This window comes from Novipirellula methanifontis, assembly GCF_052161655.1.
GTDB lineage: Bacteria > Planctomycetota > Planctomycetia > Pirellulales > Pirellulaceae > Novipirellula.
This window is the reverse complement of sequence record NZ_CP197418.1, coordinates 5,610,263-5,625,049: the sequence shown is the minus strand read 5'-3', so window position 1 is coordinate 5,625,049 and position 14,787 is coordinate 5,610,263. Positions and strand designations below refer to the sequence as shown.

Sequence of the window (14,787 nt, the reverse complement as noted above, 5' to 3'; positions counted from 1 at the left end):
CTATTTGCGCTCGCATGCTCCGGCGTGCAACAAATGCAAGGTAAGAGGTTGATCGTGTGTACGGCAACTTCGCGTTACAACGTTGCTACGACGACTGCGGCTCCGGCTAGATATCCAATCAACGCCCAAAGCGAAATGCGTTTGAGGTACCAGACAAAATCGATTTCTTCGATCCCCATCGCGGCGACGCCTGCTGCGGAGCCGATGATCAAACAGCTGCCGCCGGTGCCAGCACAATAAGCCAACAGCATCCAAAATGGATCGTTCATCGGCAAGTCGTACATTTCCATCCCCGCGGCCACCAGCGGAACATTGTCGAAGACGGAAGAAACGAGTCCGATCACAATCGCGACGACCTCGCGATTAGGCAGCACTTGGTCCAGCCAGTTTGCGGTGGTCTGCAAAATTCCAGTGGCCCCGAGTGACCCGACGGCCAACAAGATGCCAAGAAAGAAAAGAATGCTTGACATGTCCACGCGTTTCAGAGCCGGCAGTACTCCGGTGGTCGAACGCGTTTCTTCGCTTAGCGTGTGACCGACCAGCTCGGATACAACCCACAGCACTGATAGACTGAGCATCATTCCCATGTAGGGTGGCAGATGGGTAAACGTTTTGAACAACGGTACACCGAGTAGCGCCGTCAGACCTAGAACCAGGAACAACCATTGATGCCACGGTTGAATGTCATTTTGGGGAGCTACTTCGCGTTCCGCCTCCGATAGTTTTCCGGGCATGGAATACGAGAAACCGATCAATGGAACGATCAGGCAAACAAAACTTCCGAGGAAGAGTTTCTGCATCACTTCGACGGTTCCCAGCTTGTGTTGGATCCACATCATCGTGGTGGTCACATCACCAATCACGGTCCAAGCACCGCCTGCGTTCGCCGCGATCACAACAAGACCTACAAACCGCAAACGATCTTCGCGGTCGTGAATCAGTTTTCGCAACAGTGACACCATCACAATCGTGGTGGTCAAATTGTCCAGCGCCGCTGAAAGAAAGAAGGTCAGTCCGCCAACGGTCCACAACAGCGTTCGCTTATCGGTCGTGCGGATGCGATTGGTGATGATCGCAAACGACTCGTGCGAATCGACCAGTTCGACGATTGTCATTGCTCCCATCAAGAAGAACAGGATGCTGGCGATTTCACCGGTTAGATGTAAATGTTGAGCGTCGATCGCAAAATGCAACGGGATGTTTGTTACGCCTTCCGATTTCGCTTCCATTGTGAACCAAGTCGGGATCACTTCGGGGCTGATCATCGAACTTAGATTGGTGACATACAAGGACCAACACAATACTCCGACAAACAAAGCACTGGCCGCCTTATTGATTTTGATTTTGTGTTCTAACGCGATCGAGAGGTAACCCAATACAAAAACAGAAACGATCAGGATGTGCATCGAAATGGATGATGGGATTGAGGGGGGGAGAAAAAATGCGAGGCGTCAAAAATTAGCATGGGCGTACAGACGGATTGCAAAGAACGGATTGCAGAGTATCTCATTCGTGCGCGCTAACGGTGAAATCGGTCTCGGGTTTGCTGCCTCGGGCAACAACGCGATCGACCAACACCCAAGCCGCGTCACGTTTTTGCACCCTATCCGCTGCGAGAGTCGTGAGATTTGGCATCGTTCGCATTCGCTGTGCCAATACCGAATGGTGACTTGCTGTACCGGATTCTGCCCCGCTAACCAACCTTAATGCGACAAGCGTGCTTGTAGCGGTGAGACGGGCAGACACAAGAGAAGTGAGGGATCTGCATGGCATTGCAGCCTACCTGCAAAAAGCTGCTCAGTTGCATCATCGTAGTGACGCTTGACGACTCACCGCACAATCCGCCGGTGGGCGTTGTGCAGCGTGCAGCAGCGGCATTTGACAAAATACAGTAGAGATTGGCTGGATTTTGCGTGATTGTATGATTGCGTTGGCACGTGGGGTTGCTAGAGTGAGTCTCCCTGCCGCAGGACCCATTTTGGGGCCCGCCAATGCATCACAAAGCGTCTCAATCCGCTGACACGCATTTCCTTGAACTCAACTGGATTCCGCCTATGTACGCCACCTCGTTCCGCATCGCTCTCGCTGGTGCTGCTCTGCTGACCCTTTCGTTTTCAACGTCCGTCATCGCCGAAGACGCGGCGTGGGTTTCCTTGTTCGATGGAAAGACGCTCGATGGATGGCAAAAAGTAGGCAAAGAAAAGAGTGTTTGGGAAGTCAAAGATGGAGCGATCACTGGATCAGGCCCTCAGTCCATGCTCGTCACCACCGAACGCCCCTACAAGAATTTTCGTTATCGCGCGGAAGTGAAGATCAATGATGGAGGCAACTCGGGCTTGTACTTTCGCACGACCGAAAAGCCTGGATTCTCTGACGGCTACGAAGCCCAAATCGACAGCACTCACACCGATCCCATTCGCACGGGATCGATTTACGGCATGTGCCATGTGTACAAACAACATGTGAAGCCCGACACATGGTTCACTTACGAACTCGAAGTGCGTGACGATGTTTGGCGTGGTCGCGAGATGACTCGGATCAAAATCACGATCGATGGCAACGAACTGTACGAATACCTCGATTTTGAAAAGACCTTCAAGGAGGGCTACTTTGCCTTCCAACAACACGATCCTGGCAGTACGGTGAACATCCGCAAAGTCGAAGTCCAACCGCTGCCGTAATCCAGACCGCCATCCAATAAGCTGCGGACGAGTGCTCTGGACCGCCTGCATTTGAACGCGAATCATCGGGCGAGCATTTGGCTCGCTCCTTGGTTCGATTTTCGAAAACCCGCCTTGTTTTCCCACCCTACACAGGCCTGCTGCCTGTCCTCTCTCCGAACGATCGAGAATCTCGCTATGCAACGACCCTTTGTATTTTTGTGTTTGCTGCTGACCGCTGGCGGTACCTCCGTCGCCGAAGAATCGACATTTGTCGATCTGTTCAACGGAAAGAATCTGGATGGTTTCACCCAACGAAACGGAACAGCGACTTACCGCGTCGACGATGGTTCGATCGTTGGCAAAACCTCCGAAGGCAGTCCAAACTCGTTTCTATGTACAGACAAACTGTATGGCGACTTTGAATTGACGTTCGATGTCAAAGTCGACAGTGCATTGAATTCGGGAGTTCAAATTCGATCGCAATCTGTAGGTGATAAACCCGAAGGTCGCGTCAACGGTCCTCAAGTCGAGATTTCGCTCGACAAGATGGCGGGATATATCTACGGCGAATCGGCGGGTGGTTGGATGACGCCCGATGCAGATCGCAAACCGCACGATCACTTCAAAGAAGGCCAGTGGAACTCGTACCGTGTGGTGGCGAAGGGCAACAAGATCCAAACCTGGATCAATGGCACGCCAATTTCCGATTTGACCCACGAAGAACGCTACAAGTCACACCCACGAGGATTCATCGGTTTGCAAGTTCATGGGATCGGAGCCGGCCAAGGCCCCTACGAAGTCCGTTGGCGGAACCTGAAACTGCGTGAACTGTAGTATCTGTGATTAGGAATAAGCAGGTCAATTTGGGTCATTCCCCATAATGATCTGAGCCGACGGCACTCGCCGCAGGCATGTTTCCTGCAATGTTGAAGGGCCCGCGAGTAGCGCCGTCGGCTCTTAAAAGAATCGACGTTTAACCGGTATCTACCGAATGACCTGCTTAGTATCTCCGCTTAGAAAATTGACAAGATGTTCGTATCCCGTTGGCTATTGATCCTGTTGGTCCTGCCGCTCGCACCATTCGCTGTTGGCGATGAACCGGTGCAGCTGCGATTCCTCAGTTACAACATTCACCACGCTGAAGGAGTCGACGGGAAATTGGACCTGCAGCGAATCGCGAACGTGATTCGCTCGGTGAAACCCGATTTCGTCGCGTTGCAGGAAGTGGACCAGAACGTGAAGCGGTCTGCCTCGATGGACCAACCCTCCGTGCTGGCTCGTTTGACCGAGATGAACGGTGTTTTCGGAGCGAACATTCCGTTGCAGGGTGGTCACTATGGCAACGTGTTACTTTCCCGGTTCCCGATCCTGAAGCACGAGAATCACCTGCTACCCAATGTCGATGACGGTGAACAGCGTGGATTTATCGAAGCCGAGATCGAGGTTCCGGGGATCCGCGAACCGCTGTTGATCATGGCAACCCATTTCGACCACCGCCGGGACGAACGCGAGCGCGTCGCATCAGCGGACGCCATCAACCTCCGAGTGAGCGAGCAATCAACACGTCTGGCGTTGTTGGCAGGCGACATGAATGCAGTGCCCACTAGCGAAACGATGACACGGCTGGCCACGATGTGGACGTCGGTATCGGAGTCTCCGATGCCAACCATCCCTGTGGCTAACCCCGTTCGACAAATCGACTTCATCCTCTGTCGTCCGCATGACCGCTGGAAAGTGATTGAGGTCACGGTGCTCGACGAATCCGTCGCCTCGGATCATCGAGCGATCTTTGCCGTGTTGGAGTTGTATTCGCCGGAAAGCAACGAGTGACAACTCGACCCTTTTGAGTTGTCTGGCACCGACAGCGTGATGGGTGTCACCATTTTGACACCATGTTGAATCGTTTGAGAATCTCATCCGCTTCGATTGCGTCATTCAGCTCTGACTGATCGTTAAGGTTGGTGTAATTTGCCAACTCTGCTGTGTTGAGGTATCACATTGCGTTTGGGAATCGTCATTCCTATCGATCCAATGCAATAGATTGACGTCTCCTCGATCCCGCCAAGTCCAACTCCGATGGATGCCTTCGGATTCACGAAGGCATGATGGCGAGCATCTTGATGCAACCGGAGCAACGGGCAGTGCTGATGAATTGCAACGGACCGTAGGTGCCGAGCGAACCATGCAGACTGCGGCTCGTAGAATTCCAATGGCAATAACCACGAGCGATTCAGAGCTTCGCTAGAGACCGTTTAGAGAGAGATCCGAGCCGGATCCACTGAACGAGATGTAGCATTGGAGACAACTTTGACGACTCGGCTCGGGTGAAGTGAGCGCAAGTCGATTAAGTCACTTGTCACGCCAAATCGCTCCTCGAATCCCCAGACAGAGGTGCAAAATGCCCTCCGCTGTAAAGTATCGCAAATTTTTTGCATGATTTTTGCGCCAAGACAGGTGTACATCATAGTGTACGTCTCTGGAAACCTGTTTTGGGCGTCTACAATAAAAGCCATCAAATGACAACCCGTTTTTACTCGTAATGTAGTTGAACATCGATGAGTGCGAATCGAAACATCACACGGATTGACCGTGAATCGTCTGGGGGCTTCCTGGTTCGCTTAATGCGTAAGGGCAAGAAGCACACCAAGTTTTTTGCTGACAACGAATACGGCGGAAAACGCAAGGCTCAACTTGCGGCAAAAAAATTCCGTGACGACTTGGAAGGCAAGCTAAAGGGCTATACGCCCCAACAATTGTCCAAAATTGTTCGCTCGAACAACACTTCAGGTGTAGTTGGAGTTCGGCTTGTCGAAGAAGTCGATTCCCGTTGGCCGTCCAAGCCAACATACCAGTATTGGGTGGCTCAGTGGAGCCCCAAGAAGGGCGTTCGAAAGACACAACGTTTTTCGGTCGAGAAGTATGGTCACGACGAAGCTTACAAACTTGCTGTGAAGGCACGTGCTAAAGGCGTGGCCAGCATGAAATAGTGCGTTTTTCCAACGCATTAGCATTATAACGCTTGTTTACTTGCGGGATGTTCGGCCGTGTAACCACGCGCTGTGTTGCGCCATGCTTTTTTGGGGCATTAGAGCCTGGTCCTGGCGGACTTATCGGCCAGAAGTTTCCGCAGACGACGTCAGCTATTGAGGTCACACACCAACCGCTCTGCGGAGTAGTTGGTGTGTACCTCTTTGCTTGATTTCGCCGCTATTCCAGACTTGTTAGTTTTTCTGCTTATTGAAATAGGGGCAGATGTAACACGTTTAGCGGGCTCTGCAGGGCGGATACGCTCAATTTAGCGTCGTTTTGCTTAGAAATCTCTTTTACCATTATGCAGATCTTGCATGCTATGGATAATAGAAGCTTAACCGAGGGTGAAACGTCTCGGGCTGTTTCCAAACGACCTCGCGTTTCTCGTGTATTTGCCTCCGATATTCTCGTTGGATGTCCCTCATTTGCCAGTCTGGCTTAATCGTAAATAGACTGAGCGAAGCCGATTGCAGAATCTTGTCTCGAGGAACGCATGAGTATGAAGATCCATGGTATGGGAACGGCCTTACCTAGCCATTCCGTAACCCAAGAAGTTTCCGCAGAAATTGCCAACGGAATCTGTTGCGAGACTGACCAGCAGCGTCGTTTGCTTTCGACTTTGTATCGTCGAACGGGGGTCAAGTCGCGGCACAGCGTGTTGTTGGAATCTGGCGAAACCGCAGCGATTGATAGCGAGTCGGTTCTATCGCAGTCCCACAACGGCAGCGCTTCGCACGTCACCGAGACCGAAGCATCGACATCGACGACGGTGCTTGATCGTACCAATCAGTCATTCTATTGGCCTGCGAACGATGTCACCGACCGGGGGCCGACAACGGCTCAGCGTTTAGGCGCCTACCGGGACCATGGCGAAGGCCTAGCGATGCAGGCGTCTTTGGAAGCCTTCGCCGACTGCGACGTGCGGCCTGATGAAATCACTCATCTGGTAACGATTTCGTGCACCGGATTTCACGCTCCCGGAGTCGACATCGCCTTGATTCGGGAACTTGGTTTACCATCGACCGTTTCCCGCACCAATGTTGGGTTCATGGGATGCCACGGAGCAATGAATGGGCTTCGCGTTGCCAAGGCTTATGCGGATGCCGATCCCAAAGCTCGTGTGTTGGTGGTTGCTGTCGAACTCTGCAGTCTGCATCAACAGTACGGATGGGACGCTCAACGTATTGTCTCGAATTCTTTGTTCGCCGATGGAGCCGCCGCGGTGATCGGTTCCGGGGCCGAACACGAAGTTGGATCCGATCAAGTCTCGTTGACGAGTAGCTATTCGGCGATCATCCCTGGGACCGAAGAGATGATGTCGTGGGCGATCGGCGACAACGGATTTGAAATGTACTTGTCACCCGAAGTGCCCGACGTCATTCGCCGTGCGACGCGCGAGCCGCTGGACAAGTGGCTTGGTCAATCCGGATTGTCGCTCGCCGATATCAAGTCATGGGCGATTCACCCGGGCGGCCCGAGGATTCTCGATGCTTGTGCCGAATCTCTTTCACTAAACGAAGACGACTTGTTGGCGTCACGTAGTGTGTTGAGCCGATTTGGAAACATGTCGTCTCCTACGGTTCTGTTCGTTCTGAACGAGTTGCTGCAACAAAATCAGAAGCCACCGACGTTGATGCTCGGGTTTGGGCCCGGCTTGGCCATGGAAGCTGCACTGTTCCAGTAACGGCCGATGACGGCTTCTGCTTATAGCCGTTCACGAACAAGGAACCCAATGATTGCCCCAATCAGCAGACTGATTGGGATCGCGATTGCCAAGGTTAACAACACCGTTAGCAGCGGGCTGTCACGCCGCGTGACCTCAGCACTATTGGGTGAACTGTAAGGCATCGGATGAGGTGACGACGAATGAAGGTTCCCGTCCGATTGGCTTAGCGGCTCGGACGACGCCGTGAACTCGTTTGCGTCGCGCGAGGTTGATCGTTCCTTGGGAGGCGGTGGTGGCGTCCATGATCGCCGATCGATAGGGCGATTCACAAACTCGATGGCATTGTTGGCCCATGGTTCAAGCCGCTCGACGACGGCGTTTGCCGAGGGAATTCTGTTTGCCGGATCCTTCTCCATCATGTCGGCGATCACGTCGACGAAGTCCTCGGTTAACTCGGGCGAGAATTTGCGAGGATGCCATGGTGTTTGCTCACAATGACGTTTGCACTTCTCACGCGCGCTACCACCGGGGAAAGGGACCTTTCCGGCAACAACGTAATACAGTGTGCATCCGAGCGAATAAATGTCGCTAAGCGGACCGACCTCGGATGGATTCAGGATCTGTTCAGGTGACAAATAGTCGGCGGTGCCAACGATTTTGCCAGCACGGGGATCATCGTCGCTGGTTGAAAAACTGTAAGCGGCCAATCCGATGTCGGACACCTTCGCGTGACCATCGGGAGTCACCAGGATATTGCCCGGTTTGACATCGCGGTGCACCAATCCCAAGTCATGAGCGTATTGCAATCCCATTGCGGCTTGGGTGATTACGAGCGCCGCATGTTCCATCGTCAACGGACCGTTGCTGCGGACCAATCGGCGTAAATCGGTTCCGGGAACATACTCGGTGACGAGATAATCTACTTTGCCGTCGTGGCCGGCATCAAAAGCTCGTACGACGTAGGGACAATCCAGGCCAGCCTGCAGCCGAATTTCTCGCATGAATGATATGCGTGATTCCGATGTCAACTTGTCCAGCGGCAGTGTCTTCACCGCACACTGGCGCCCCATCACACTGTGCACGGCTTTATAAACCTGCCCCATGCCGCCTTGCCCAATCCAATCGGTAATTAGATAGGGACCAAGGTTGAATTTTGTGCGTCCAGCGCGGAGTTGTCGTGCTTGGTACTCGGTAATCAATCCAATCTGAATTAACTCGGCAGCAATCGCGTCGTCGTCGGCATTGCCGGTGTTTTCCAGCAATGCCTGCGAAACACGATTCCATTTCCTCAGCGACACCAATCCGCTACGGATCGTTGCCTCTTTGAAATCGAGTATCGGCTTGGAATTACCGGAGCCCATTAATGCAATGCTTCCCATTAATCGAAAACGCCACTACGCGTCGAACTGAATTAATACGTCGACCACTTCGTGCCCTGCGACACTCACTTTGATACGGTCCTCTGCGAATTCCAAACCGGGGGACTCGGATTGTTCTTTCAGTCGCCTCAGCATTGCGTCGGTATCAAGTTTACCACGGTTGTCTAATTTGACTGCGGCGACGACGTTTCGACAAAAGCGAATCGTAGCGCTGCAAGACTGTGAACGTGTTTGAATCAAACGAACAACCGCGAACAATTTACCGTCACCATCGTTTCGGCAATCGATGTCTGCTACAAGCACGGTATTGGGAGCTGCGTGAATCAACCATCCGCGTGAAGCATCCGGTCCAACCGCTTCGACCGTGGCTTCGATCGGTTCGCTCAAAACGCTACGCGCGGCCATCACAGGACTGGGCACATCGAAACCATAGTGAATCGAAAACTCGTGTTGCGTTTCACCTTGGACCTGCAAAAGAGTGTCCAAAAAGCGATCCTCGACACGTCGATGATAGGCCAAACCTGCGGACGCAACTAACGTTTGGCGATCGGACTCGTCCAGCATCACTCCCAGCGGTGCGACGATGCGCCGGCTGGAGGTACGGTGCATCTTGTCTCGCAAGATCATCCGATACGAGACCGCTTCGTTGGCGACGGCGCATCGTGCGGCGATGTAGTGTTGCCACGGGTTGCCCTCGAGTTTAGAGAGCAGATCAATTTTTCCATGGACATGAACCATGCGGTTGCCGCGAGTGATCTCGTAATCCAATTCATAGGCGGCGATCTTTTCCCCGTTGGGATGGGCGAGGTGGCCGGTGGTGCGAATGATTCCGTGTTCCGCTTTGGCGACCATCGTTTTCATCTGATCGCATTTCATCAGCGGTTCGTTTTCTGGTGTTTTCTTTTTCGTCCCGGCCACGGCGACCAAACGCATTGAGAAACGATTGCCTCGAGACGTCCCGCTGTAGCCACCCTTGATGCCGCCGGTTTCCGGATCGATCGCGACTTCGACAAACGCGTTTTGCAACACGCCATCGACGGCACAAAGCTTCCCGCCGCCTCGGAAAACGTCGCGAAAGCGTTGGCCAAGCGACCGCCCATTGGATCCGCCCCCTGATTCACTGCGAGCGACGGAGAATCCAAACGCGGGTACGTCCACGGTCACCAACGATTGAACGCCGCTTCCGGTAGACGCATAAATATGCTCTTCCTTGGCCGCGGTTCCATTGATCGCGACGGTGCGACGCACGGGGCACGGCGTCGGGTTGATCAAACAAACATTCGCACCCTTGTCGCTAGGCTTCAGTCCGATCGATTTTAAGATTGTTTGGTTTGGATTGGGCGATGTTTCCGTCGACGTTTTTCCGGAAGCCAATGAGATCATGGCGTTGAGATTCGCAACGTTTTGATTCGTAATCGATTGTTGAGTTTGCTTGACCATCGTCGAAATCGAATTGGCGATTCCATCGGCAACATGCGAGACCAGTGCACTGTCCGCTCCACTCGATGCGGCGCCGCTGGGGTCGTGATGGTAGGGCTGTTCTCCGCTGCGAAAGTATTCGGCGAGATTCCAGAATCGTCCCAGCACCAAACTCCACGACGCGACGCGGCGAACGTCTTTGTAGCTGTCGCTCTCGTAGCCTGGCCAATGAACCAGTAGACCGGTCGCGATTTCACCGCTGTCGATCGCTTCGCCCAAACGAGGCCCGAGTGCTAAGAAAGCCACTTCGCCTGACGCATCAATGGGTTTGGCGGTCAATGCATGGACTTCGACACCGCCGCTGTTGCGGACGACTTTTGCCTCGTCGCCATAGCCGCTGCCGTTTTCAAAATCGACAGAGATCATCCCTTCGACGCCCAGCGATGAGATGACTTTGGTCATATCGGAGGGAGTTGTCCCGGAGAATCGTGCGTAAACGGGCGGACGTACCTGGATCAGAGTCGCTGTTTCTTCGAAGGCGTTTGCGATCGCTTGTTCGGTATCCGAGTAAGTCAGCGCATCGAGGCTCACATCGCCGCCCAATCCGCCGCCGGCCCAGCCCAATGTGGCGTCCGACAGTTGGCTGCGGAGTCGGTCGAGGTCCTCGTGGTTCGAATTTGCAATCGCTGCGGCCATCGGAGCATCGATCAACACGTTGCGTGGCGTCGCCAGCACCGCGGTTGGAGACGCGGTGGGGGATTCCGCGTCACTCGAATGGTTGCGATTGCCATCCGTTTGCAGCGATTCGAAAAATGACGGAAGCGTCGACTCTGAAATCAGCGTCAAATCGACCAGATGGGGATCCGACGAAAAGTAATGGTCTCGTTCTTCGGCCAAAGCGTCGTAGCAATCGTGCAGTGCCGAGACGCATTCGGCGGCGTTTCCGGCAACAAAAGCCTCTGCCGCGGTGACAAGCTTGGTTTGAAAATGGATCTCGTCCAAGTTGCTCGTGTAACGAAGTCGCCGCGTCATTATCTGGATTTGCAGCATCGCATAGCCAAGCGCAAAGAAGTCTTCGGCTGCGACGGTGCGTTGTTCCGCTTGAAGCGTTTCTGCGGCTTGCGACAATCCGAGCGTTCGCAGCATCTCGCTGCGGTTGGCTCCCGTAATCCACTGGATGGATTCGTTGGCGCGGCAGTTGGCTTCGAAATCCGCGGGCAACTGTGACGTACTGAGGGTCGGAACCACAATCACACGGCTGCCGCGATCGAGTTCAGGAGGGCTGTCAGCGCGATACCACGTCGGCGTTTGCCGGGATGCGGCAACTAATTTGGGGTGCCAAAGCACGCTCCATGCCGCCAGCAAACTTTTCGCATCATCCTCAGAAGCATGTTTCGGAAAATCCTCTAGGGTCGAAACAGGGATCAAAATACAGCACTCGTCGAGGCTCGCCATAACAAACTAAATTTGAGTTAAGAGGGGGTCGATTCGTTACGATCCAGCTATCGTATTTGCCGCTGATCAATCATTGCACTGATTTCAGCCAAGCGGGGAGTCATTTACGGCGAATCCGATAGCTCGTTCAGGTTTTCGTCTATTCTTGCCGGAACGTGCGACTTGCGACACCAAGCCAAGCGAATTTCTACGGCGCCGCGAGTAAAACGTTCCAAAAACAGGACCACAATCCCCGCCCGCAATGAAGCCCACCCATTTGGCTCCGAAGTCGATGGCAACTGGGAACAGACCGCTGCCGAGGTGAGCCGTGGGCCGTAAGGCACCGGGTGCTGCGTGGAACCCGGCACCTCACGCGCGAGCGGCTCACTAAGTCAACAGCCCGCTAGCCCTGGTTGGATGGTCACGAAACCGTGGCTAGCGCCAAAACGGCTAACTAAAGCAGCAGTCTCTTTTGTGTGTCGCGACGTTTGTGCATCGCCAGCCTTTGCCTGCCACTGGGGGCATGACGCGGTTGTGGGAATCGGCATATTCGTCACAACCGGATTTTCCGGCGGTTTGGCCCAAGACGTGAGCTTGCTTGGCAGTGCGAATCCAAAACACTTTTGCCATCGAAAATGACTTCGCGTGTTACACTACAGAATCGATTACTGCCGGCGAATCGTGGACGATTTTGTAGTTGATCGTTAAAATTCAGTAGTAGCGTGCCGTGTATGAGCCTCGGCACATTCAGAACCGGTCGTTTCAGCGAAACAAAGACGGAATTTCGTCCTGAAACACAGTGCAATGGCGCTCGCGAGCCTTTACAATGGAATGCGAATGCCTTCGCCGGTGTCGAAAACGCTAAATCGACTCGCGAACCCACGCGTTAACGCTTTGGGACGCATTACCTTATCCCGCTCATCCTATTCGTTGACAAACATTCTCTCTGACGCAATCCACGAGAAAGATTAAATGGCTTCTAGCTCCGGTGTATGGGGAATCGAAATCGGCCAATCGGCACTTAAAGCGCTGCGTTGTTCGATCGTGGATGACGAAGTGGTCGCGGATGCTTTCGATTTCATTGAATACCCCAAGATTCTTAGCCAGCCCGAAGCGGTGCCTGAGGAACTGATAGCCGATGCGATCAACCAACTGCTTGATCGCAATGACGGCTTCAATGAAAAGGTCGTAATCAGCGTTCCTGGTCAAACCGGTTTGGCAAAATTCTTTAAGCCACCGCCAGTCGAGCTGAAGAAGGTCGCCGATATCGTTCGCTACGAGGCTCGCCAACAGATTCCTTTTGACTTGGCTGACGTGGTCTGGGATCACCAGATGATGCCGGGCAGTTTGATCGAGGAAGGCTACGCGTTGGAAAGTGAGGTTGGCTTGTTCGCGATGAAACGCGATCAGGTTTATCGCCAATTGCAACCGTTTGTCGACGCTGACATCGAAGTTGACCAAATCCAACTCGCTCCGTTAGCGCTCTACAATATGATTGCGTTTGACCGTTTGCATGAACGGTTGGCCAACGAAGCGTTTGACGTCGACAACCCGCCCGATTCGCTCGTCCTGCTTTCGATTGGCACGGACTCGAGTGATTTGATCATCACGAACGGTTTCCGCATCTGGCAGCGAAGTATGCCGATCGGTGGTAACCACTTTACCCGTCAATTGACAAAGGACTTGAAGCTTACCTTTGCCAAGGCCGAGCATCTCAAACGCAACGCTCGCGAAGCGGTCGATCCAAAGTTGATCTTCCAAACGATGCGTCCGGTTTTCAATGACTTGGTGACCGAAGTCCAGCGTTCGATTGGATTTTTCCGCAGCATCGACAAACAAGCCAATGTCACCGGGATGGTTGTCGCGGGTAACACTGTCAAAATGCCCGGTTTGGCTGCGTATTTGAGCAAAAACCTTGGTTTCGAAGTCGATACACTCGACCGATTCAATCGGTTGACCGGCGACGATGTTTTGGCGATCCCAACCTTCCGCGATAACGCACCAACCTTTGCGGTCTGTTATGGACTTTGTCTGCAAGGCCTCGATCTAGCCCAAGTGCACGCCTCTTTGGTGCCTCAGGAGATTTTGACCGAGCGGATGATTCGGGCCAAGAAACCGTGGACGCTGCTTGCCCTTGCGGCTTTGCTGCTTGGCATGATTGGTCACTATTTTCTGACCGAGAAAAACTGGGAAGTCACACATCCTGATCTGTGGGACGGGGCTCAAGGGGTCGTGCAACAGATGTCGAGTTACTCTTCGGAACACAAGACCGAGGATCAAACTCTCGAGGCGAAGTTAACGTTCCTCAATGCACTTGGCAAAGAAGTCTCGGGAAATGCCGAGCGGCGTTTAGTCTGGCTCGAGATGCTGCGCGCGATTAATGGCATGATCCCCCGAGAAGACTACCCCAACGGCGAGATGCCCGAACCCAAAGATCGCAAGCCGTACGAAGACCGCAAGGCGATTCATATCACGCAGGTTGAAACGAAACACCTCGAAGATGTGGCAACTTGGTATACCGACGCCGTTAAGGCCCGTTACAAAGAAGAAATGCTTAGCTGGGCCAAGATCACGGGACGCAAGGTGGATGTTGAAGAACTCAACGCATTGGAAGGTCCTTCGGGGCCTGGTTGGGTCATTCAGTTGACTGGATACCACTATTACAACAGCCCTAAACGAATGGGTCGTGAAGGTAGTAACCATGTTCGTAATCTATTGACCACTAACTTTTTTGAAAAACCGATCGTCCTGCCCGACGAAGAGGGCAATAAGATCAGCTTCACCCCTCAGGAATATGGTCTTTCCTATCCGCTGCTGCTTCGTGATGACAAACCGACGACCGTGGTGATTAAGAACCCTCTTTATGACCAAGAAGAGGTTATGAAAGCTCAGATGCAGATCGACGAGCGAAATTTCCCCGAGGGTAAAACGATCGATGATCTCGAGGAGATCGTCAGGACGCCACCCACACTCAGTGTGCTTCGACTTGACTTTGATTACCAAGTGATTTGGCAGCCATCAATGTTGTCCGATCGCATCGAGGCCAAGAAAAAGGCTGCGGAAGAAGCGAAGGCAGCCGAGGAAGCCGAAGCGGGTGCCGACGCGAGCGTCGCGATGAACACGCAGTAAACAGACAACACGCAAATCGGATTTGTCGTATCGCCACAACCGCAGCGACATGTCCAAAGCCCCGATC

The 14,787-nt window shown here is 53.3% G+C and carries 10 protein-coding genes; 6 read left to right on the top strand and 4 right to left on the bottom strand.

Features of this window, described 5'->3' with window-relative positions; all coding sequences use genetic code 11:
- Window positions 1-74: 74 nt before the first annotated feature.
- Complete coding sequence (nhaD, locus tag SH528x_RS20460) at window positions 75-1,406, bottom strand: sodium:proton antiporter NhaD (RefSeq protein ID WP_442505309.1); 1,332 nt, start codon at window positions 1,404-1,406, stop codon at window positions 75-77.
- 100 nt (window positions 1,407-1,506) lie between these two features.
- Window positions 1,507-1,635: a hypothetical protein gene (locus tag SH528x_RS20455; RefSeq protein WP_442505308.1), complete on the bottom strand. Its 129-nt coding sequence runs from the start codon at window positions 1,633-1,635 to the stop codon at window positions 1,507-1,509.
- Between the two features lie 419 nt (window positions 1,636-2,054).
- On the opposite strand from SH528x_RS20455, the gene SH528x_RS20450 reads away from it, so the two are divergent.
- The 5 genes from SH528x_RS20450 (at window position 2,055) to SH528x_RS20430 (ending at window position 7,377) form a co-directional block, all read left to right on the top strand.
- Window positions 2,055-2,681, top strand: coding sequence for a 3-keto-disaccharide hydrolase (locus SH528x_RS20450; RefSeq protein WP_442512146.1), 627 nt, complete (start codon window positions 2,055-2,057; stop codon window positions 2,679-2,681).
- A gap of 177 nt (window positions 2,682-2,858) precedes the next feature.
- Window positions 2,859-3,497, top strand: a complete 639-nt coding sequence (locus SH528x_RS20445; RefSeq protein ID WP_442505307.1) for a 3-keto-disaccharide hydrolase — start codon at window positions 2,859-2,861, stop codon at window positions 3,495-3,497.
- 195 nt (window positions 3,498-3,692) lie between these two features.
- Window positions 3,693-4,493, top strand: coding sequence for an endonuclease/exonuclease/phosphatase family protein (locus tag SH528x_RS20440; protein ID WP_442505306.1), 801 nt, complete (start codon window positions 3,693-3,695; stop codon window positions 4,491-4,493).
- Between the two features lie 725 nt (window positions 4,494-5,218).
- Window positions 5,219-5,650 carry an AP2/ERF family transcription factor gene (locus tag SH528x_RS20435; RefSeq protein ID WP_442505305.1) on the top strand — a complete coding sequence of 144 codons (432 nt, stop codon included), beginning with the start codon at window positions 5,219-5,221 and terminating at the stop codon, window positions 5,648-5,650.
- A 536-nt stretch (window positions 5,651-6,186) separates the two neighbouring features.
- Complete coding sequence (locus SH528x_RS20430) at window positions 6,187-7,377, top strand: type III polyketide synthase (protein ID WP_442505304.1); 1,191 nt, start codon at window positions 6,187-6,189, stop codon at window positions 7,375-7,377.
- 20 nt (window positions 7,378-7,397) lie between these two features.
- On the opposite strand, the gene SH528x_RS20425 is transcribed toward SH528x_RS20430, so the two are convergent.
- Together SH528x_RS20425 and SH528x_RS20420 are read right to left on the bottom strand one after the other, a co-directional pair.
- Window positions 7,398-8,720 (bottom strand): serine/threonine protein kinase, encoded by a 1,323-nt coding sequence (locus SH528x_RS20425; RefSeq protein ID WP_442505303.1) that lies wholly within the window; start codon window positions 8,718-8,720, stop codon window positions 7,398-7,400.
- 33 nt (window positions 8,721-8,753) lie between these two features.
- Entirely contained in the window at window positions 8,754-11,612 is a 2,859-nt protein-coding gene (locus SH528x_RS20420) for a hypothetical protein (protein WP_442505302.1), read from the bottom strand.
- 951 nt (window positions 11,613-12,563) lie between these two features.
- Here SH528x_RS20420 and pilM point away from each other — a divergent pair.
- Window positions 12,564-14,720, top strand: a complete 2,157-nt coding sequence (gene pilM / locus SH528x_RS20415; protein ID WP_442505301.1) for a type IV pilus assembly protein PilM — start codon at window positions 12,564-12,566, stop codon at window positions 14,718-14,720.
- Window positions 14,721-14,787: the final 67 nt, after the last annotated feature.

Bases quoted from the DNA above. Each gene is read 5' to 3' on its own strand.
- nhaD (WP_442505309.1), bottom strand. From the start codon at position 1,406: ATGCACATCCTGATCGTTTCTGTTTTTGTATTGGGTTACCTCTCGATC.
- SH528x_RS20455 (WP_442505308.1), bottom strand. From the start codon at position 1,635: ATGCCAAATCTCACGACTCTCGCAGCGGATAGGGTGCAAAAACGTGAC.
- SH528x_RS20450 (WP_442512146.1), top strand. From the start codon at position 2,055: ATGTACGCCACCTCGTTCCGCATCGCTCTCGCTGGTGCTGCTCTGCTG.
- SH528x_RS20445 (WP_442505307.1), top strand. From the start codon at position 2,859: ATGCAACGACCCTTTGTATTTTTGTGTTTGCTGCTGACCGCTGGCGGT.
- SH528x_RS20440 (WP_442505306.1), top strand. From the start codon at position 3,693: ATGTTCGTATCCCGTTGGCTATTGATCCTGTTGGTCCTGCCGCTCGCA.
- SH528x_RS20435 (WP_442505305.1), top strand. From the start codon at position 5,219: ATGAGTGCGAATCGAAACATCACACGGATTGACCGTGAATCGTCTGGG.
- SH528x_RS20430 (WP_442505304.1), top strand. From the start codon at position 6,187: ATGAGTATGAAGATCCATGGTATGGGAACGGCCTTACCTAGCCATTCC.
- SH528x_RS20425 (WP_442505303.1), bottom strand. From the start codon at position 8,720: ATGGGCTCCGGTAATTCCAAGCCGATACTCGATTTCAAAGAGGCAACG.
- SH528x_RS20420 (WP_442505302.1), bottom strand. From the start codon at position 11,612: ATGGCGAGCCTCGACGAGTGCTGTATTTTGATCCCTGTTTCGACCCTA.
- pilM (WP_442505301.1), top strand. From the start codon at position 12,564: ATGGCTTCTAGCTCCGGTGTATGGGGAATCGAAATCGGCCAATCGGCA.